Below are 18,410 nucleotides of genomic sequence, written 5' to 3' on the forward strand. Positions count from 1 at the left end.
ATCAAAGAATGACGGGCGCGAAGGTTACGCGGAATCTTCGGAAATCGATGACGGATCGCCAAAGTCCTTGCCGTGCGGTCGGATTATTAGGCCATACCGGTTAACCCGTGCTATCCCGAGCGCCGCTTACTCGTTTAGGCAGATTGCTTTCGGCCGCGCGGCGGCCGTCATCCAGGCTCCACAGGCAAGCTCCACAGACAGAACGGTGAACAGCATGAAGCTCTCCAAGCGGGCGACCGGCGCGTTGTTGCTGGCGGTCGGGTCCGGCGTACTCGCGGGCCAGTCGGCCGCGATGGCCGCCCCCGGCAACGCTCCGGTGACGCCCGGTCAGGTCGCGACGATCGAGGAGGAGTGGGGCACCGAGGAGGTCCCGTTCACCATCCCGCTGGAGACCGTCAGCGAGCACCTGCCGCTGCTGCCGAAGGGCGGTCAGGTGTCGGGCGGGGTGCCGACCTCGCTGCTGATGCCGCCGGTGCCGGACGCGAAGCCGGGCGCCCAGCTGATCCCGGACCGGGTCGTCCCCGGGGTCGAGGTCGGCAAGGTCGGCCCCCGGCTGCAGGCCGCGCTGCCGCTGCCCACGGCCGATCACAGCACCGAGCTGGGTGACCTGGCGCTGGACGCGCCGGCCGCCCCGTTGAACGCCAAGGGGCCCGGTCTGACCCTCGGTCAGCCGTTCTCCGTGGTCGAGGGCGGCACCGGTTCGGCCGCCGACGACGTGCTGACCGCCGGCGAGCTGGACCCCCAGCTGATCACGGCGCCGGTGCAGGCGATCCCGGGCGCCAAGGCGAGCCTGGGCAAGGGCGACGAGAAGATCGCGGTCACCGACTCGCTGGCCGACCTCACCTCGACCACCACCGGCACCATGCGTGAGGTGCTCGACCAGGCCTGACGCACCGTCTGACGCGCCGTACACCTGACGCACCGTACGGAAGAGCCCGGCATCCACCGTCCAGGAGGTGCCGGGCTCCGCTGTACGCGTGGGGGAGCGGGGTCAGCCGGGCAGCAGGTCGGTGACCTCACCGACCAGCAGCAGGTCCTCCGGGCCGCCGCCGCCGCTCAGCGGGGCGGTCAACGGGGCGGTGGAGACCGGCTGGAGGCCGTTGTCCGGTTCGAGCGCGAGGCCGTTGTTCAGCACGTCGGCCGAGGACTGGGCGAACGGGTCGAGCCGGAGCGTCTTGGCCGGCCGGACGCCGTGGCCGAGCGCGCCGGTCACCGCGCCGAGTCCCGCGCCGGCGTCCACCGGCTGCAACTGGCCGCCGGGCGCGGGCAGATCGACCGCCTGGGCGGCGGTGGGGGCGCCGAGCAGGGCGACGGCGGTGAGCAGGCCGAGCGACAGGTTCTTCCTGAGCGTCATGGGTGCAACTCCTGGATGGTGCCTGGGCGGACGCCGAAGCCCCTCGGTCGGCGGACCAAGGGGCTTCGCACGGATGTGCTGCCGATCAGGGGAGATCAGCAGTCCTCGTCGACCACCGGCGCCTCGACGTTGGCGCAGGAGTTGCCGAACGCCGGGTTCAGCAGGCCGACCAGGTTGGCGCTGTTGCCGCACAGGTTGACCGGGATGTGCACCGGAACCTGGATCGAGTTGCCGGAGCCGACGCCGGGGGAACCGGCGGTGACGCCCTCGGCGGAGGAGCTCGCCAGCGCGGTGCCCGCACCGGCCGCGACGATGCCGACAACGGCGGCGCCGACGGCGGCGGCCTTCTTCACGTTCTGCATGGGGGTTGATCTCCTAGATCACACAGGTGGGGTGGGTGGTGCCCCCGTACGGGTACGGGGGCACCACCCGGTGAGGCGTGGCTCAGCCGGGGCCGAGTCAGCCGACGTTGGCGCAGGAGTTGCCGAACGCCGGGTTGAGCAGCGCGATGACGTTGACGGTGTTGCCGCAGACGTTCACCGGGATGTGGATCGGGACCTGGACGTTGTTGCCCGAGAGCACGCCCGGGGAGCCCGCCACGACGGCCTCGGCCTCGGAGCTGGCGGTGGCGGCACCGGCCGAGCCGAGCAGCAGGCCGGCGGCGGCGAGGGAGAGGACAGCAGCCTTCTTGATGTTGCGCATGGGGATTCCTCCGTTTGGGCGGGCGAACCGAAATGTCGCCCGAGTTCTGGGGGGTACCGTGTGTGGTGTTTCAATCGAGCGGCCCAAGTGCCTTGTTGCGCCCGTGGCTTGGACGGTCTCGCTCGGCCGCTTCGTTCACGCGCCCCGTCGTTCAGTTCTCGCACGGTCGAGATCCGGACGCAATCGCGGCGCGCCCAGGCGGGTGTCGAAATACTCCACCTGGAAGTCTTCGGTCTGACGGATCGTCAGAGTCAGGCGTTGACGCAGGAGTTGCCGAACGCCGGGTTCAGCAGGCCGATCACGTCGACGGTGTTGCCGCACAGGTTGATCGGCACGTGCACCGGGACCTGCACGGAGTTGCCGGAGAGCACACCGGGCGAGCCGGCCGTGACGGCCTCGGCGGAGGCGCCACTGCTGTGGTGGCCGTGGGCGGCGGCAGCAGCGGCGCCGCTCAGCAGCAGGGCCGCGGTGGCGGCGGTACCGAGGGTGCCGTAGGCGAGCTTGCGCATGGTGCGAACTCATTTCTTGCGTGTGGATCAGTGGACTGGGTGGAGCTGGGTTCGCCAGTAAGAACGACGCAGTGCGCGGAGGGAAACGGGCGGCTTCCGCGATCACCCAAATGCCCGGATTGCTGCATCCGGGTGATTGTCGGAGGGTCGGCGCAACCCCGCCGGTCGGCCCTCGTTGGACTCGACGCACGCCTGTGCGCTTCCTTGCTCGTCCGCTGTTGGTACGGCAACTGGAAGAACTGATCTACGAGGAGACTCAAATGAGCGTCAAGAAGGCCGCCGCTGTCGGCGCCGCTGTTGTCGGCATCGTTGCCGCCGGTGCGGGCACCGCGATGGCGAGTGCCGAGGCCGAGGGCGTCACCGCCGGCTCCCCGGGTGTCATCTCCGGCAACTCCGTCCAGGTTCCGGTGCACGTTCCGGTCAACCTCTGCGGCAACAGCGTCAACGTGATCGGCGCGCTGAACCCGTCGTTCGGCAACTCCTGCGCGAACGTCGGCTGAATTCAGCCGCGTAACACCTGAGTTGTACCCGAACAGCGTCTGACGCCCGGCGTCGGACCGCCTCTCGGTCGATTCCGCCGTACCCGAGCCGCCGCTCCACGCCTCCCCTCCTGAGGCGCGGGGCGGCGGTTCCGCGCTGTCCGGCAGGTGTCAACTCCCTTGTCCTGAACGCGTCCTGACTCTTGTTGCGTTACTTGTCAGTACCTAGCATGTGAGTCGGGCTCATCTTTGCGCCCGCCGTTCCACGCCCGATACTCCGCCCCCACCCTCAAGGAGTCACGCGTGATCAGGACAGCTCTGCCCGGTGCGCGGCGACCACGCCGTGCCGCCCTGACGGCCGCCGTCGGCCTGCTCGCCGCCCTCACCCTGGCGGGCACCCCCACCGCCTCGGCCGCCCCCACGGCCACCGTGAAGCCCGCCGCCGTCGTCGCGCTCGGCGACAGCGCCATCTCCGGGGAGGGCGCCGGCACCGACACCAACGACGCCTACGTGCCCGGCACCGACACCCCCACCAACTACTGTCACCGGCACGCGAAGTCGGAGATCTTCGTCACCGACCTGCCCGGTGTCACCCCGGTCGACCTGGCCTGTTCCGGCGCCCAGACCGGCGACCTGGTCAGCGACCCGGAGCTGGCGAAGATCACCGGCCCCGGCAGCGGCGACTTCGGCGAGGTCAAGCAGGACGTCCAACTCGCCCGCACGGCCGCCGAGTACGACGTCAAGATGGTGGTCGTCACGATCGGCGCCAACGACGACTTCGACTTCAGCGGCATCATGATGAGCTGCCTGACCCAGTACTTCCCGGTCCCCAAGGACCAGGGCTGCCGGGACACCATCGGCAGCGCCGCGATCACCCAGCGGGCCGAGCGGGTGATCCCCAAGGTGGTCGCGGCCCTCACCAACGTGCGCAACACCATGCGGACCGCCGGGTACGCCGACTCCTCGTACCAGCTGGTCTACCAGTCCTACTTCACCCCGATCACCCCGGACATCCGGCGCAACGACTACGTCGGCAAGGTCGCGGACGGCTGCCCGGCCTTCCCCGAGGACCTGGCCTGGGGGCACAACTGGGTGGTCCCGACGCTCAGCGACGCGCTCCGCACGGCGGCGGCGCGGGTGCCGGGGGTCCGGTACCTGGACCAGCGGCGGGTGTCCTACGGCCACGAGGTCTGCGCGGGCTGGACCAGTTCGCCGTACGAGTACACCAACGGTGACGTGATCGACCTGTCCGAGAAGACCAGGAACGGCTGCGACCACGAGATCGGCATCCCGGGCGTCTGCATGAACATGGTGCGGCAGTCCTACCACCTGCGGGTGGCCGGGTACCGGGGCGAGGGGGTCTGCCTCAACCAGTTCTACCGGCAGCCCGAGCTCAAGGAGGCGTTCTGCACGCTCAATCCGCAGAACACCACCTCGATCCAGCCGCTGACGCCCGGTCAGCCGTTCCCGGACAAGCCGGAGGCGGGCGCCTGGTACCAGCTCACCAACCTCGCCACCGGCCAGGTGCTGGACTTCGCGGGCGGTGGCACGTACGGCGACAGCACCAACGGCCGGGCCGCGATCGGCTACCGGGCGACCGGCGGGCTGAACCAGTCCTTCGTGCTCAACTCCCGCTCGGCGGGCGGCTTCTCGCTCAACTTCAGCGGCAACAGGTCGATGTGCCTGGACGCCACCGGCGCGGCCACCGCACCCGGCACCCGGCTGGTCCAGTGGGCCTGCCACAGCGGTGACAACCAGCGCTGGATCTTCAAGCCCGCCGCGGCCGGCGGCTACCAACTGGCCGCCGCGATGGACCAGTCCAAGGTGATGGGCCTGTCGGCCCAGCTGGACGGCCAGGGCAACCGGGTGGCCGAGCTGGCCGTCGACACCGGTGCGGCGGACCAGCGTTGGCAGATCACCAAGCTCGGCATCGCGTACCTGCCGTGATAACGCCCCCCAATCGCCGGAGGGCCTGAGCTGCAGCCGTACGGGAGACCGTGGTGGGCTCCCGTACGGCTGCGGCGGACCGGCTACGGCAGCCAGTGGTTCCCGGTGATCGCGATCATCACCTGGAGCTGGATGCTGGCGCCGTAGTAGCCGCTCGGGTCCAGCGGGGTGGCGTTCAGCTTGTTCCAGATCGCGTCCAGCCAGGCCTGGCTGGACGCGTCGGTGGCGGCGGCCACCGCGAACGGTGCGATGAAGGCGACCGAGGAACCGGCCTCCGCCACCGAGCCGTTCAGCTTGTAACCCTGGGCGATCTTGCTCGGGTCGCCGCCGGTGGCGGACTTCACCCAGGTGTTCATCTTCCGCACCGCCGCCAGCGACTTGGCGTCGCCGGTGGTGAGCGCGTCCACGCCCAGCCGCCAGGGGTCACGACAGGCGTTCCAGGAGTAGGCGCCGTCCAGCGTGGACTCCAGCACCTTGCCCGGGGCGGGCTTGAGGTCGCTGGTGTTGGTGTTGACCACGAAGTCGGGGAGCAGCCCGGTGCTGGGGGAGTAGGAGCTCTGCAGGTGGGCGACCGCGTTCTGGTGGGCGGTCAGGATGCCGTCCCAGGCCGCGTCGCCGGTCGCCTTCCGGAAGGCTTTGAAGTGGCCCGGCAGCCAGTCCGATGTGCGGCTCATGGTGTTGTAGTTGCCGTCGGACCAGTCGCCGAAGTTGGTCAGCTTGGTGCCGGCCACCACCTCGCTCGCCTTGATCGCGTTGATCCGCTTCACCGCGAGGGACTTGTAGTTGTAGCTCCCGGTGCTGCCCCACTGCCGGTCGGCCAGCAGCAGCGCGTACGCGATCTCCAGGTCCCCGTCGGTGGCGGAGTCGCTGCCGTCGACGCTCTTGCAGCTCGCGTCCTGCTCGGCGGCGTGCAGCGCGGAGTTGTTGACCGAGGGGTGGTCGAGGACGAACTTGAGCACCTTGTCGAAGGAGGTCCTGGCGTCCGGGTCGGCCCCGGCCATGGTGGCCAGGATGGTCAGGCCGTAGCCCTGGCCCTCGGCGACGTACGGGTGGTCCGCGTCGGTGGAGGCGATCGCCGACCAGCCGTTGCCGCACTTGGAGGTGACGAAGGCGGCCTTCCACTTCTTGTAGTAGTCCACCACCTTGGCGTCGTTGACGGCCTGGCTGCCGGACACCTTGATGGTCCCGGCGGCGTACGGGAACGCGTGGCTGCCGAAGGGCACGTTCGCGCCGCCGCCGGGGGTCGGGGTGGGAGTGGGTGTCGGGGTGGGCGTCGGGGTGGGCGTGCCGCCGCCGTACGCCTCCAGCTCGAACAGCGAGTAGCCGTAGGCCGTGCCGCGCGCGGTGCCGAAGACCCGCAGGTAGCGGCCGGTGCCACTGACCGTCAGGTCGTCGGTGCCGCCGTCGCCGGTGCTGGTGGCGTACACCTGACGCCAGCTGCTGCCGTCGTCGGACAGCTCCACCCGGTACGCCTTGGCGTACGCGGCCTCCCAGTTGAGGACGACCCGGTTGACCGAGGTGCCGGCTCCGAGGTCGACCTGGATCCACTGGTTGTCCACGCCCTCGACGCTGGCCCAGCGGGTGGTGCCGCTGCCGTCGACGGCCTTGGCACCGCCGTAGGTGCTGGTCTCGGAGGAGGAGACGGTGACCGGCCGGTTGAGCGCGAGGTTGCCCGGGGCGGCGTTGGCGGGGCTCAGGGCGAGCAGGCTGGTGAGCAGCGCTCCGGCTGCCGTGGCCGCGCAGAGCGCGACCGAAGTCTTGCTTCTGGTAAGGGACATGGCGGGAGCATGTTGGCTCGGGAGGGTGGGGGTCAACAGGTAGGTTAGTAAAGTTTCCTAATGGAGACCGGTGTTCAGCGGGCTGTAATGCTCCGTGCCCGGACGGGTCGGCTCCGGTTGGCGGGACTGTCCAGCGGGCCGACCACCAGGCGGACAGCTCAGCGGATTCCGGGCCGGATCCAGCAGGATCGACGTACCACCTGCCTGCTCTGGAGCCCGTGATGACCACCGCAATACCCGGCCCCCGGATCGCCGCCGTCGCCGAGGAGTTCGGCACCCCGGTCTGGATCTACGACGCGGAGCGCATCCGGCGTCAGATCGCCAGGCTCCGGCAGTTCGACACCATCAGGTTCGCCCAGAAGGCCTGCTCCAACACCCACCTGCTCCGGCTGATGCGCGAGCAGGGCGTCGCGGTGGACTCGGTCTCGCTCGGCGAGATCGAGCGGGCGCTCAAGGCCGGCTACCGGCCGGACGGCGCCGACGAGCCGATCGTCTTCACCGCCGACCTGCTGGACCGGGCCACCCTGGCCCGGGTGGTCGAGCTCGGCATCCCGGTCAACGCGGGCTCCCCGCAGATGCTCGAACAGCTCGGCGAGGCGGCCCCGGGCCACCCGGTCTGGATCCGGATCAACCCCGGGTTCGGCCACGGCCACAGCCGCAAGACCAACACCGGCGGCGAGCAGAGCAAGCACGGCATCTGGCACGAGCACCTGGCCTCGGCGCTCGCGCTGGTCGACCGGTACCGCCTCGACCTGACCGGCTTCCACATGCACATCGGCTCCGGGGTGGACTACGGCCACCTGGAGGCGGTCTGCGAGACCATGGTCAAGCAGGTCAGGCTCTCCGGCCACGACGTCCGCGCCATCTCGGCCGGCGGCGGCCTCTCCGTCCCGTACGCCGCCGGGCAGCCCGAGGTGGACACCGACCGCTACTTCCGGATCTGGGACGCCGCCCGCCGCGAACTGGCCGGTGAACTCGGCCACCCCGTCCGGCTGGAGATCGAGCCCGGCCGCTTCCTGGTCGCCGACTCGGGCGTGCTGGCCGCCGAGGTGCGGGCCCAGAAGCCGGTCGGCAGCAACCACTTCGTGCTGGTCGACGCGGGCTTCAACGACCTGATGCGCCCCGCCATGTACGGCAGCGCGCACCGGGTCACCGTGCTCCGCGACGGCGCCGAGGTCGGCGCCCCGCTGATCGACACCGTGCTGGCCGGGCCGCTCTGCGAGTCCGGCGACGTGTTCACCCAGGAGCCCGGCGGCGACGTGCTCCCCGTCCCGCTGCCCCGGGTCGAGATCGGCGACCTCGCGGTCTTCCACGACACCGGCGCCTACGGCGCGAGCATGTCCTCGACCTACAACACCCGCCCGCTGATCCCCGAGGTGCTGGTCGACGGCCCGGAGACCCGGCTGATCCGCCGCCGCCAGACCGTCGAGGACCTGCTCGCCCTCGAGGACTGACGGAGCGTCGCCCGGTGGTGCTGCGGCTACTCGTGCCGCAGCCCGCTGGGCCGCATCAGCCGGAGCACCAGCGGCAGCCCGGCCGTGGTGACCAGCAGGACCGAGGCGGCCGCCACGCCCGACAGGGTCAGCATCGAGCCCCAGTCGAAGGCGAAGTCCAGCCCGGCCGTGTACTGGAGCACCGCGCCCATCAGCACCCCGCCCGCCGCGGCCAGCGCCAGCCCGAGGGCCATCGGGATCGCGGTCTGCCACAGCACGGACAGCGCCAGCACCCGGCGCCGGGTGCCGAAGGCGTACAGCACGCCCAGGATCCGGCGCTGCTCCCGGAGCCGTTCCAACTGGCCGACCAGCAGGCTCAGGCTGACCAGCAGCAGGGTCAGCCCGGCTCCGGCGGTGAGCACCCGCTTGACGGCGAGATAGGTGTGGTCCGCCTCGAAGGTGAGCGGGAAGCCGGTCCGGGCCTGCGGGGAGATCACCATGGCGTCCGTGATCAGCTGCTCGGCTTGCTCGGCCTGGTCGGCCTGGTCGGCCTGGTCGGCTTGCTCGGCCGTCCCGGCGGACATCGTCACCAGGACGGTCGCGGGCTGTCCGCGCAGCACGCCGGCCGGGACCGCGCCCGGGGTCAGCAGCAGCTGACCGCCCGTCCGCGGCGTCCCGAACGGCGAGACGCCGAGCCGGGACGGCACGGTGGCGGTGATCGCGGGCACCGTCCAGGCCGGTGCCTCGCCCTCGCCCTGGAAGTACTGGGCCCGGACCTGACTGCCCGCCACCACCACCGGCTCGGCCTGGCCGCTCCCGCCGGTCGGCCCGGTCAGATAGGCGTCGCCGTCCCGGCAGCCGGACAGGGTCGCCAGCTCGGCCAGCGCCGCGCAGTCGGCGACCCGCACCACGGTGCCGTCCCACTCCCGCCCCGCCGGACCGGCCAGGTAGAACTCGGCGTAGCCGAGCGTCCCGGCCACCCCGGGCGAGCGGCCGAGCCGGGCGGCCAGCGCGGCCGCGTCGGCTCCGGCGCCGGGAAAGTCCACGCTCTGCTGGTAGCGGTAGGCCGCCGGGGGCGTCCGCTGCGAGGTGAAGTGGTCGCTGACGCTGAGGAACAGCGTCTGCAGCGCGATCGCCCCGGCCACCGTCACCACCACCCCGCTCACGGCGGTGGCGGCCGGACCGGCGCCGAGCTGGAGCCGGCGGACCGCCAGCTGCCAGGACAGCGAACCGCCCCCGGCCCGCCGGATCACCGCCTCGACCAGCCAGGGCAGCAGGGTGCAGACCGCCGCCAGCATCAGCAGCACACCGAACGAGACCAGCAGCGAACCCCTGGTGTCCTGCACCGGGTTGAACAGGTCGTCGCGGGCGTCACCGGCCGGGTTGTACCCGCTGGGCAGCGCCATCGCCGCGCCGACCACCAGCAGCCCGAGCAGCAGCAGGGCCAGCCGCCACCACAGCCGGCGCTTGTCCGCACCGCTGCGCCGCACCACCCCGAGCGGGTCCACCGTGACCCGGCGCATCGCCAGCAGCGTGACCAGGACGGCCAGCGCGGGCACCACCAGCGCCACCGCGACCGCGATCAGCGGCTCGGGCGAGATGTCGGAGGCGTAGAAGCTGAACCCCGCCACGGTCAGCCGCTCGATCAGCTGACGCCCGATCAGGAACAGCGCCGCCCCGGCGACGAGCCCGAGCACCGAGCCGACCAGTGACTCGCCCGCGGCCAGCCGGGCGGTCATCCGCCGGTCCGCCCCGGCCAGCCGGAGCGCGGCCAGCCGCCGGTCCCGGCGCTCGCCGCCGAACCGCGCGGCCGCCGCCAGGAACACCCCGACCGGCGCCAGCATCACCATCAGCCCGACCACGTTGAGCAGCACCAGCCGGGGGTCCATCGGCTTGGGCGGCGAGAAGTGCCCGTACTCGGTGATCCGGTGCGCCCCACCGTCCACCGACAGGCCCGAGCCGCCCAGCACGAAGGCGTACTGGCCGGGGCCGAGCAGCCCGTCCGGGCCGATCGTGCCGGTCACCGGGTACGGCAGCCGCTCCCTGAGCAGTCGGCTCCCTGGCTCGTTCAGCAGGTCCGCGAGCGCGGGCGAGACGGCCATCCGCCCCGGCCCCGGGAAGGCGGCCAGGCCCGGTGGGAGGGCGGCCCGCTGCCCCTCGGGCTGCACCACCCGTCCCCGGATCGGGCGGTCCCGGTACGTGGTGTCCGCACCGGCGACCAGCACGCTGTGGTCGCTCGGGGCGGCCCGCTCGTCCTCGAAGGTGTCGTTCTGCACGTAGAGCCGGTGGTTGCGCTGCTGGACGATGCCGGGAAAGGAGGCGGTGAACAGCAGCAGCGCCACCCCGAGGCCGACCCCGGCGGCGGTCAGCAGCAGCCGGCCCCAGCCCTCCCGTCCGCTGCCCAGCGCGAGCCGGGCGCCGAGCGCGAACTGCGCCAGCAGCCGGGACCTGACCCGGTCGCCGGGCGGCGGCGCGGGCCTCTCCAGAGTCGGGGCGCTCATGCGGCCGCCGCCAGGGCCTGGGTGCGACCGTCCCTGACCACGACCTCGCGGTCCGCGTACGCGGCCACCCGGGGCTCGTGGGTGACCAGCACGATCGCCGCGCCGGTGTCCTTCGCGGCGCTCGCCAGCAGCGCCATCACCCGCTCACCGTTCAGCGAGTCCAGCGCGCCGGTCGGCTCGTCCGCGAACACCACCGACGGTTCGGTGATCAACGCCCGTGCCACGCCCACCCGTTGGCCCTGCCCACCGGACACCTCGCCCGGCCGCTGCGCCGCCACGTCCCCGACCTCCAGCCGCTCCAGCCAATCCCGCGCCCTGGCCTCGGCGGCCGGCCGCCGCATCCCGTTCAGCCGCAGCGGCAGCGCCACGTTCTCCAGGCAGCTCAACTCCGGTACCAGCTGCCCGAACTGGAACAGGAAGCCGAACTCGGTCCGCCGCAGCGCACTCAGCTCGGCATCCGTGCACCCGGTCAACTCCCGCCCCCGGTACGCCACACTCCCGCCGTCCGGCCGACTGATCCCCGCCAGACAGTGCAGCAACGTGGACTTCCCCGACCCAGACGGCCCCATCACGGCGACGAGTTCACCCGCCGCCACCGAGACCGAGGCGTCCTCCAGCGCGGGCGTCAGCCCGAAGTTCTTGCGCAGCCCTCGGGCCGAGAGCAGCGTGGCAGGTGCGGTCATCGCACGGCTCCGTGTCATGTCGGTCGTTCACAGTACGGCCACCACCACCCCGGGCAGCCCGTCGGGGCCGACTATACACACGGGGTATACATCAGGTGTATACGGCCCTGGCCTCGGGGAATCGCAGTGACCCCCGACCGGGCGCGGGATTGGAAGGGGGCAGGCAGAACGACAGCCGAGCGGTTCGGCCGCTCAGGCGCTGACGAAGCAGAACTCGTTGCCCTCCGGGTCGCGCATGGTCTGGAACGCCCCCTGGTCGTCCCGCAGCAGCTCCCCGGCCCGGGTGGCGCCGAGGCCGACCGCCAGCCGGGCGGCCGCGTCGACGTCGTCCACCGCGAGGTCGAGGTGCAGCCGGTTCTTCCCGGCCTTGCCCTCGGGCACCGGCTGGAACGCGAGCCGCCCGAAGCCGGGCGCCTCGACGTGCGACCACCCCCGCTCCCGGTCCACCGGCTCCCCGCCGATCACCCCGGCCCAGAACCGCACCAGCACCCTCGGCTCCCGGCAGTCCACCACGATCTGACGCAGGCTCACTCGCATGGCCGCGAGCCTACGACGTCCGGAGGCGACGCGGCTGACGGGCGGTCATCCCGGGACGCCGCCGCGACACGTGGCCGGGAGGGGCGCGGCTTCGGGGCGGGGCCGGTGTCCGCAGGTAGCGTTCGACGGGGATCACCGGGTGGTCGCGAAGGCGCTGCCTGCCGTCGTCCGCCCGCCGTTCGGGAGGGAGCGTTACGGGTGGCCGAGCCGCAGTTGGCGCCGGAGATCTTCGACCGGGCGATCGTCGCGATCGCCCTGACCGCGGGGCCCGAGCACCGTCTCGCGTACCGGAACGAGGCTTTCGAGGAGCTCTTCGGGCCCCGGTCGCCGGGGGTGCCGGTGGGGGAGCTGTTCGCCGGGCCCGAACAGGAGGGCTTCGCGCGCACCCTCGACCTGGTCCTCGCGGACGGCACCGCCCGGCAGGTCACCACGCCCCGCACCCTGGACGGCGCGGGCGAGGCCGGCCACCGGCACTGCGTCTACAGCTGTTCGCCGGTCTCCTCCCGGTACGGCCCCGGGGTGCTGATCGCCGCCATCGACACCACCGCGCAGGTGCACTCCACCCAGGACGCCGAGCGGCTCTCCGTCGAACGCCTGCACGCGGTCGAGCGGTACGAGGCCCTGATGACGGCGGTCTCCCAGCTGGTGTGGGTCGCCCGCCCCGACGGGTCGATGACCGAACTGGTGCCCGGCTGGGAGCGACTGACCGGACACCCCTGGCGGGACACCATGGACGAGACCTGGCTGGAGCTCGTCCACCCCCGCGACCGCGAGGGCCTGGTGGAGCAGTGGATGCGCGCGTCGGCGGGCGAGCCCTCGAAGTTCGAGTACACCTACCGGCTGCGGTTCGCCTCCGGGACGTACCGGCACATCACCGCCCGCATCGTGCCGGTGGTGCGCGACGGCGAGCTGGTGGAGTGGATCGGCGCGACCGCCGACGTCGAGGACCGCTGGCGCACCCGGCAGCGCGAACGGCTGCTGGCCGCCACCGTCGCGGTGACCGGGAGTGCCCGGCCCGAGGACGCCTTCGCGGCCGTCGCCGAGCTGGTGGTACCCGATCTCACCGACGCCTGCACGGTGTTCCTGCTCTCCACCCGGCAGAGCACCGGCAGACCCGACCAGACCATCGGTACCCGGATCGCCTCCGCCGCCCGGTCCGGCCTGCCACCGCTGCCCCCGCTGCGCGAACAGACCTTCCGGCTCGGACCGGCCGCCCTCCGGGCCGTCCTCGAACGGACCCCGGTGCTGCTCACCTTCCCGCCCGGGGAGGTGCCGCCCGGCGTGGTGCCCGAGGAGTCCGCCCGCTGGCTGGCCGAGGCCCACGCCACCAGCCTGACCCTGCTGCCGCTGGTCATCGACGGCACCACCGCGGTCCTCGCGGCGGCCGCCACCTGCCAGGACGGTCCGCCGCCGGGCCCCGGCGACATCGAACTCCTCCGCGACGTCCTGCAGCGCACCCAGAGCACCCTGGGCCAGACCCTGGAGCTGCAGCGGACCCGGCAGGTCGCGCTGGTCCTGCAACGCGCGCTGCTCACCGACCCGCCCACCGTCCCCGGCACCGGGATCACCGCCCGCTACCAGCCCGGCAACCGGGCCGCCGAGGTCGGCGGCGACTGGTACGACGCCTTCCTGCTGCCCGGCGGACCGCTCGCGCTGACCATCGGCGACGTGTCGGGCCACGACCTCACCGCGGCCACCACCATGGGCCAACTCCGCGCCATGCTCCGCTCCCTGGCCTACAACCTGACGCCGGACCAGACCCCCGCCGACGTGCTGGCCGCGCTCGACCGGGCCGCCGACGGGCTCGGCGTGGGCACCTTCGCCACCGCCGTCCACCTGCACCTCACCCGCACCGGCCCGGGCTGGCGGGTCGCCTGGTCCAACGCCGGCCACCCGCCGCCCCTGCTGCTGCCCGCCACCGGCGAACCCCGCTTCCTCGCCGCGGCCGAGGCGGACGTCCCGCTCTGCGTGGCCCCGGCCGAGCGGCGCCGTACCCACCACGCCGACATCGCCCCCGGCGACACCCTGCTGCTCTACACCGACGGCCTGGTCGAAGTCCCCGGCGAGGACCTCGACACCGGCCTCGACCGCCTGCTGGCCGCGGCCCGCCGGGCCCGGGCCGGATCCCTGGACGACCTCTGCGACCATCTGCTCGCCCAGGTCCCCGACACCCGCGACGACATCGCCCTGCTCGCCTTCCGGGCTCTCCCCCACAGTCAGTGACGCCGGTCGGTACCACAGTCGGACCGCGAACTGGTGAGACACCGTCAACTTTCCACCGGTCCGGCTGAACTCCGGACTGGGCCGTTCCGGGTCGGGAAGGATCACGGTCGCCCGCGCGTGCCGCGCCGCCGCCCGGCGGACGCCGGTCGGCGCCGGGTCACCGGGAAGGACGGGACGCCGTGTCGGCACGGGACAGCGCGGGGCAGCACACCGATCGGGGGGCCGATGCGGTCCAACTCCTGGCCGGGGTGGTCGATCTCGGGCTCGAACAGGCGGAGGGGCTGCTGCGGCGGGCGCGCGGGGTGCTGGGCCGGGCCGATCTGCACGAGGTGGTGGCGGACGGGCAGGAGGAGCTGAGGGTCCGCGGCGAACTCCTGCTGGGCCGGCTCGCGCCCGCGTCCGAGTCGCACATGGAGGCGGTGGCCCGCCGGGTGGCGGCCGCCCGGCGGGCCTCGCCCGATGGCTGAACCGGTGCGGGACTCGGAGCTCAAGGCGCGGATCGACCAGGTGCTGTCCGCCTTCGTCGAGCAGGAGGCCGGGCTGCTGGTCGCCATCGACGCCCAACTCAAGCCGGTGGCAGACCAGTTGCGGACGGCGGTGGCGGACGGCAAGCGGCTGCGGGCGGCGTTCGCCTACTGGGGCTGGCGGGCGGCGGGGCAGCCGGACAGTGAGGCGATGGTGCGGGCCGCGGCGGCGATGGAGCTGGTGCACGCGGCGGCCGTGGTGCACGACGACCTGATCGACGAGAGCCCGATCCGCCGGGGTGCGCCCACCGCGCACCTGGCCCTGCGGTACGCCGTGGCCGAGGGGCCGGGCCAGGACGCCGCGGGCCGGGCGCTGGCGATGCTGACCGGCGATCTGCTGATGTCCTGGGCGGGGCAGCTGTTCGCCGGCTGCGGGCTGCCCGCCGCCTACCTGGCGCGGGCCCGTCCGCTCTGGGCGACGCTGGCCCGCGAACTGGTCGCGGGGGAGTGCCTGGAGATCCTGCGCACCCGCGCGGCGCCGTCCGAGGCGAGCTCGCTGGAGATCGTCCGCTACAAGACCGCCAAGTACACCGTCGAACACCCGCTGCACCTCGGCGGGCTGCTCGCCGGGGCGCCGCCCGCGCTGCTGGACACCTTCACCGCGTACGGGGTGCCGCTGGGCGAGGCGTTCCAGCTCCGGGACGACCTGCTCGGCGTCTTCGGCGACCCGCGACGCACCGGCAAGTCCAACCTGGACGACCTGGCGGGCGCCAAGCCCACGGCGCTGCTCGCCCTCACCCTGGCCGGCGCGACCGGGCCGGACCGGGCGCGGCTGCGGGCCCTGCTGGGCCGGGACGACCTCGGTCCGGCCGAGTTGGACGGGCTGCGCGGGATCATGATCCGCTCCGGCGCCCGCACCCGGGTCGAGGAGCTGATCGCCGAGCGGGCCACCGCCGCCCGCGGCGCACTCGGACGGGCCGCACTGCCGTCCCAAGCCGCCACCGCCCTGGCCGAGTTGGTCACGGCCGCCACCGCCCGTACCTCCTGACCCCTCAGAAACCGGAGACGACCGTGACACCCGAAGCGATGGACGCCCTGCGTCTGCAGGGCGACCCGATGGCCGACGCCGTGGTCACCGCCCTGTTCGAGCGCGGCGAGATCGGCAAGTTCAACACCGTGATGCGCTGGTTCGCCCAGACCGGCCAGCCGCTGCCCGACGACACACCGGCCGAGGCACGCGCCTACCTGGAGGCCACCGCCACCCCGCCCGACTGGGTGGACTGGGACCAGATGGAGCGGGCCCGGCTGTTCTTCATCGACAACAACGTCCACATCTCCACCGCGCTGTCCTTCGCCTCGATGCCCGCCTGCTACGTCGTCCCGCACATCGCCCAACTGCTCAGCGCGACGCACTCGCTGGCGTACCCGTCCAAACGGATGGCGGAGACCGGGCAGTTCACCCTCTACCTGATGCGGCCGGACGCCTTCGAGGCCGGCGGCCGGTTCATCCCCGCCGCGCAGAAGGTCCGCCTGCTGCACGCCTCGATCCGCCACCACCTGCGCCGGGAGAACCGCTGGGACGAGGCCGCCCTCGGGGTGCCGATCTGCCAGGAGGACATGATCGGGGGTCAGATGATGTTCTCCATCCAGGTGCTGGACGCCCTGCACCGGATGGGCATCCACATCTCCAACGAGGGCGCCGAGGCGTACTTCTACGCCTGGCGGGTGGTCGGCGCGATCCTCGGCATCGACACCGCCGCCGCTCCCGCCGACCTGGAGCAGGCCCGCGACTTCTCCGACCTCTACATGGCCCGGCACATGGGCCCCTCCGAGGAGGGCGTCGCCCTCACCCGCCAGCTCATCGACCTCTACGAGGAGGTGGTCCCGGGCACGCTGCTCGACCCGGTGGTGGCCGCCCTGATCCGCTACCTGATCGGCGACACCTGCGCCGACTGGCTCCAGGTGCCACGCTCCGCCTGGGACAAGGCCATCGGCCTCACCCCGACCCTGCTCGGCGTCCTCGAACGCATCGAGGACGTCTCCCCCCTGGGCGCCTGGGCCCTGGACCGACTCGGCGACCTCACCGCCCGCCTCGAGCTCAGCTCCCTCACCCGCGGCCGGGTCATGCAGTACGCCATCCCCGAACACCTCAAGAACGACTACGGCATCACCTCGGCCAAGCCCCGCACCGACCCCTGGACCCCACCACCGCTCTCCACCAGGCTCCCGGCCTGACGGACGGTCAGGCACCCGTCCGAGCGCCTGGGTGTGCAGGGCCGAGTCCGGGTCGTCGGGCGGTGTCCCGACGGGAACGACCGCAGGAGGCGGAGCGCTCCACGCCTCCTGCGGTTGCCCGTCAGCCGCAGTGCGACCAGCCGGAGGACCAGCTGATGCCCTCCGCGTAGCCGCCCCACGAGATGCACGTGTTCGGGGCGTAGAGCTCGACCGCGCCGGCGTAGTAGAGGTAATAGCCGGCATCGGGGGCCGTCTGGAGGTCGCTCTGCCGCTCGATGTGCACCCGCAGGTCGTACCTGGTGGTCCCGTTCGGGTTTCGCTTCCAGGTGACGGCACAGTTGCTCGACCCGTTGTAGAACAGGTAGATGTCGGCCACCGTGCCGAGGGCGTGGTGGTCGATCTGGTAGTAGCCGCTGCCGCAGGCCCCGCTCGGCGTGCTGGCCGCCTCGGCCGGAGCGGCCACGAACATCGTTCCCGCGGCCATGCCCAGAATGCTGAGCGCGAGGGCCGCCGTCCGCTGTATCTTGCGCACGAATCTCCGTTTCATACATCCATGCCCGGATCTGCCGCAGGCACGATAGCAGCGACCAAGATCGTCTGACTATGGGTCAGTACGCACGATGACCGGAGGTTCGCAGAGCCTGCGGCGATTGCCTCCCGGGCACGGGAGATCACCGAAGCAGGTCAGGGCCAGACCAGGCAGTACAGCTGGTGGCCCGCGTCGTGGAGCCGGTTCGCGAAGTCCTGCCATTCGTGGAGCATCGTGTAGATCACGAAGGCGTCCCGGGGGCCCCGGCGGTCGGGGACGGTGGACCAGATGAAGGCGGCGGCGCCGAGTTCGGTCTCGTCGGCCTTGCGGAGGGGTTCGACGACCGTGTGGGGGAGCTGGACCACGGCGTAGTCGGGGTGCAGGACGACCAGCTCCAGGGGCGGGACCTGGTGCAGGGGGACGCCCTGAATGCCCGTCAGGACCATGGCGGACATGGTCTCGGGCTTGATCTTGGTGGAGAGGTGGCCGTTGGGGGAGCCGCTGGTCTCCATCAGGTCGCCGAGGCGGCCGAGCGAGCCGAGCTCGCCGGCGTCGAGGCCGAGGCCGCCGGGGCCGAGGGCGGTGGGGACTCTGGCGGCGGTGGCGCGGTCGGGTGCGCCGAAGTACTTGTAGGTGACCCCCACTCTGCCTTCGCCCCGCCTTCCCCTGCCGCCCGCACCGGTACCCCCGCCCGCCGCTCCGGCACGCCGACGTGAGCCACCCACGGCCTCGTCGGGGCCGTCCTGCGCCTCGGACACTCGGACCATCCTCACCGGAATTCGCCGCAACCGACAGACCCCCGCACGCTCGGTGTCCCTCCGAACGTGCCCACTACCCGTTCCGCGCTGCCGTACACGGACCGGTCGGTCACAGTCTGACCCATCGGAGTGGGCCGCCGAACGCGGTAGTACGGATAACCGTACCCACGACGCTACAGACCGTACAGTCCGTTCGGGTCACATCGGGCCGCACCCGTCCGGTACCAGGATCATCGTTCCAGATGATCGGGTCCGACATGCGGAGGTGCAGGACACGA

General features: G+C 72.2%; 18 protein-coding genes. 8 read left to right on the forward strand and 10 right to left on the reverse strand.

Annotation, left to right across the window (positions count from 1 at the left end):
• Positions 1-214 precede the first annotated feature (214 nt).
• Positions 215-889, forward strand: a complete 675-nt coding sequence (locus tag F4556_RS20530; protein WP_184918297.1) for a hypothetical protein — start codon at positions 215-217, stop codon at positions 887-889.
• A gap of 102 nt (positions 890-991) precedes the next feature.
• Here the strand turns inward: F4556_RS20530 and F4556_RS20535 are convergent, their stop codons facing one another.
• From F4556_RS20535 to F4556_RS20550, 4 genes are all read right to left on the reverse strand, one after another.
• On the reverse strand, positions 992-1,354 hold the full coding sequence (locus tag F4556_RS20535; RefSeq protein WP_184918299.1) for a hypothetical protein: 363 nt from the start codon (positions 1,352-1,354) through the stop codon (positions 992-994).
• A 95-nt stretch (positions 1,355-1,449) separates the two neighbouring features.
• Entirely contained in the window at positions 1,450-1,716 is a 267-nt protein-coding gene (locus F4556_RS20540) for a chaplin (protein ID WP_184918301.1), read from the reverse strand.
• A gap of 97 nt (positions 1,717-1,813) precedes the next feature.
• Positions 1,814-2,056, reverse strand: coding sequence for a chaplin (locus tag F4556_RS20545; protein ID WP_184918303.1), 243 nt, complete (start codon positions 2,054-2,056; stop codon positions 1,814-1,816).
• A gap of 251 nt (positions 2,057-2,307) precedes the next feature.
• A complete protein-coding gene (locus F4556_RS20550; protein WP_184918305.1) occupies positions 2,308-2,565 on the reverse strand; it encodes a chaplin in 258 nt (85 codons plus the stop codon).
• Between the two features lie 260 nt (positions 2,566-2,825).
• On the opposite strand from F4556_RS20550, the gene F4556_RS20555 reads away from it, so the two are divergent.
• Together F4556_RS20555 and F4556_RS20560 are read left to right on the forward strand one after the other, a co-directional pair.
• The gene (locus tag F4556_RS20555; RefSeq protein WP_184918307.1) at positions 2,826-3,065 is read left to right on the forward strand and encodes a chaplin; all 240 of its coding nucleotides are present in this window, start codon (positions 2,826-2,828) and stop codon (positions 3,063-3,065) included.
• A gap of 282 nt (positions 3,066-3,347) precedes the next feature.
• On the forward strand, positions 3,348-4,991 hold the full coding sequence (locus tag F4556_RS20560) for an RICIN domain-containing protein (RefSeq protein WP_313068403.1): 1,644 nt from the start codon (positions 3,348-3,350) through the stop codon (positions 4,989-4,991).
• Between the two features lie 83 nt (positions 4,992-5,074).
• Here the strand turns inward: F4556_RS20560 and F4556_RS20565 are convergent, their stop codons facing one another.
• The gene (locus F4556_RS20565; RefSeq protein WP_184918309.1) at positions 5,075-6,769 is read right to left on the reverse strand and encodes a glycosyl hydrolase family 8; all 1,695 of its coding nucleotides are present in this window, start codon (positions 6,767-6,769) and stop codon (positions 5,075-5,077) included.
• 221 nt (positions 6,770-6,990) lie between these two features.
• Between F4556_RS20565 and lysA the strand changes: the two genes are divergently transcribed.
• The gene (gene lysA, locus F4556_RS20570) at positions 6,991-8,223 is read left to right on the forward strand and encodes a diaminopimelate decarboxylase (protein WP_184918311.1); all 1,233 of its coding nucleotides are present in this window, start codon (positions 6,991-6,993) and stop codon (positions 8,221-8,223) included.
• 26 nt (positions 8,224-8,249) lie between these two features.
• Here the strand turns inward: lysA and F4556_RS20575 are convergent, their stop codons facing one another.
• The 3 genes from F4556_RS20575 to F4556_RS20585 form a co-directional block, all read right to left on the reverse strand.
• Positions 8,250-10,703: an FtsX-like permease family protein gene (locus F4556_RS20575; protein WP_184918313.1), complete on the reverse strand. Its 2,454-nt coding sequence runs from the start codon at positions 10,701-10,703 to the stop codon at positions 8,250-8,252.
• Positions 10,700-11,386, reverse strand: coding sequence for an ABC transporter ATP-binding protein (locus tag F4556_RS20580; RefSeq protein WP_184918315.1), 687 nt, complete (start codon positions 11,384-11,386; stop codon positions 10,700-10,702). The genes F4556_RS20575 and F4556_RS20580 overlap by 4 nt, the downstream gene beginning before the upstream one ends.
• 192 nt (positions 11,387-11,578) lie before the next feature.
• Positions 11,579-11,923 carry a VOC family protein gene (locus F4556_RS20585; RefSeq protein ID WP_184918317.1) on the reverse strand — a complete coding sequence of 115 codons (345 nt, stop codon included), beginning with the start codon at positions 11,921-11,923 and terminating at the stop codon, positions 11,579-11,581.
• A 198-nt stretch (positions 11,924-12,121) separates the two neighbouring features.
• Between F4556_RS20585 and F4556_RS39140 the strand changes: the two genes are divergently transcribed.
• The 4 genes from F4556_RS39140 to F4556_RS20605 all read left to right on the forward strand — a co-directional run bounded on the left by F4556_RS39140 (position 12,122) and on the right by F4556_RS20605 (position 16,845).
• A complete protein-coding gene (locus F4556_RS39140) occupies positions 12,122-14,146 on the forward strand; it encodes a SpoIIE family protein phosphatase (RefSeq protein ID WP_184918319.1) in 2,025 nt (674 codons plus the stop codon).
• A 179-nt stretch (positions 14,147-14,325) separates the two neighbouring features.
• Positions 14,326-14,613, forward strand: coding sequence for a hypothetical protein (locus tag F4556_RS39145; protein ID WP_184918321.1), 288 nt, complete (start codon positions 14,326-14,328; stop codon positions 14,611-14,613).
• Positions 14,606-15,658, forward strand: coding sequence for a polyprenyl synthetase family protein (locus F4556_RS20600; protein ID WP_184918323.1), 1,053 nt, complete (start codon positions 14,606-14,608; stop codon positions 15,656-15,658). Before F4556_RS39145 ends, F4556_RS20600 begins: the two co-directional genes overlap by 8 nt.
• Positions 15,659-15,696: 38 nt before the next feature.
• Positions 15,697-16,845: an oxygenase MpaB family protein gene (locus F4556_RS20605; RefSeq protein ID WP_184924885.1), complete on the forward strand. Its 1,149-nt coding sequence runs from the start codon at positions 15,697-15,699 to the stop codon at positions 16,843-16,845.
• 121 nt (positions 16,846-16,966) lie between these two features.
• On the opposite strand, the gene F4556_RS20610 is transcribed toward F4556_RS20605, so the two are convergent.
• Together F4556_RS20610 and F4556_RS20615 are read right to left on the reverse strand one after the other, a co-directional pair.
• Entirely contained in the window at positions 16,967-17,377 is a 411-nt protein-coding gene (locus F4556_RS20610; protein WP_221503662.1) for a hypothetical protein, read from the reverse strand.
• A gap of 152 nt (positions 17,378-17,529) precedes the next feature.
• On the reverse strand, positions 17,530-18,018 hold the full coding sequence (locus F4556_RS20615; RefSeq protein ID WP_057231582.1) for a hypothetical protein: 489 nt from the start codon (positions 18,016-18,018) through the stop codon (positions 17,530-17,532).
• Between the last annotated feature and the right edge of the window lie 392 nt (positions 18,019-18,410).

This window comes from Kitasatospora gansuensis (assembly GCF_014203705.1).
Taxonomy (GTDB): Bacteria; Actinomycetota; Actinomycetes; order Streptomycetales; family Streptomycetaceae; genus Kitasatospora; species Kitasatospora gansuensis.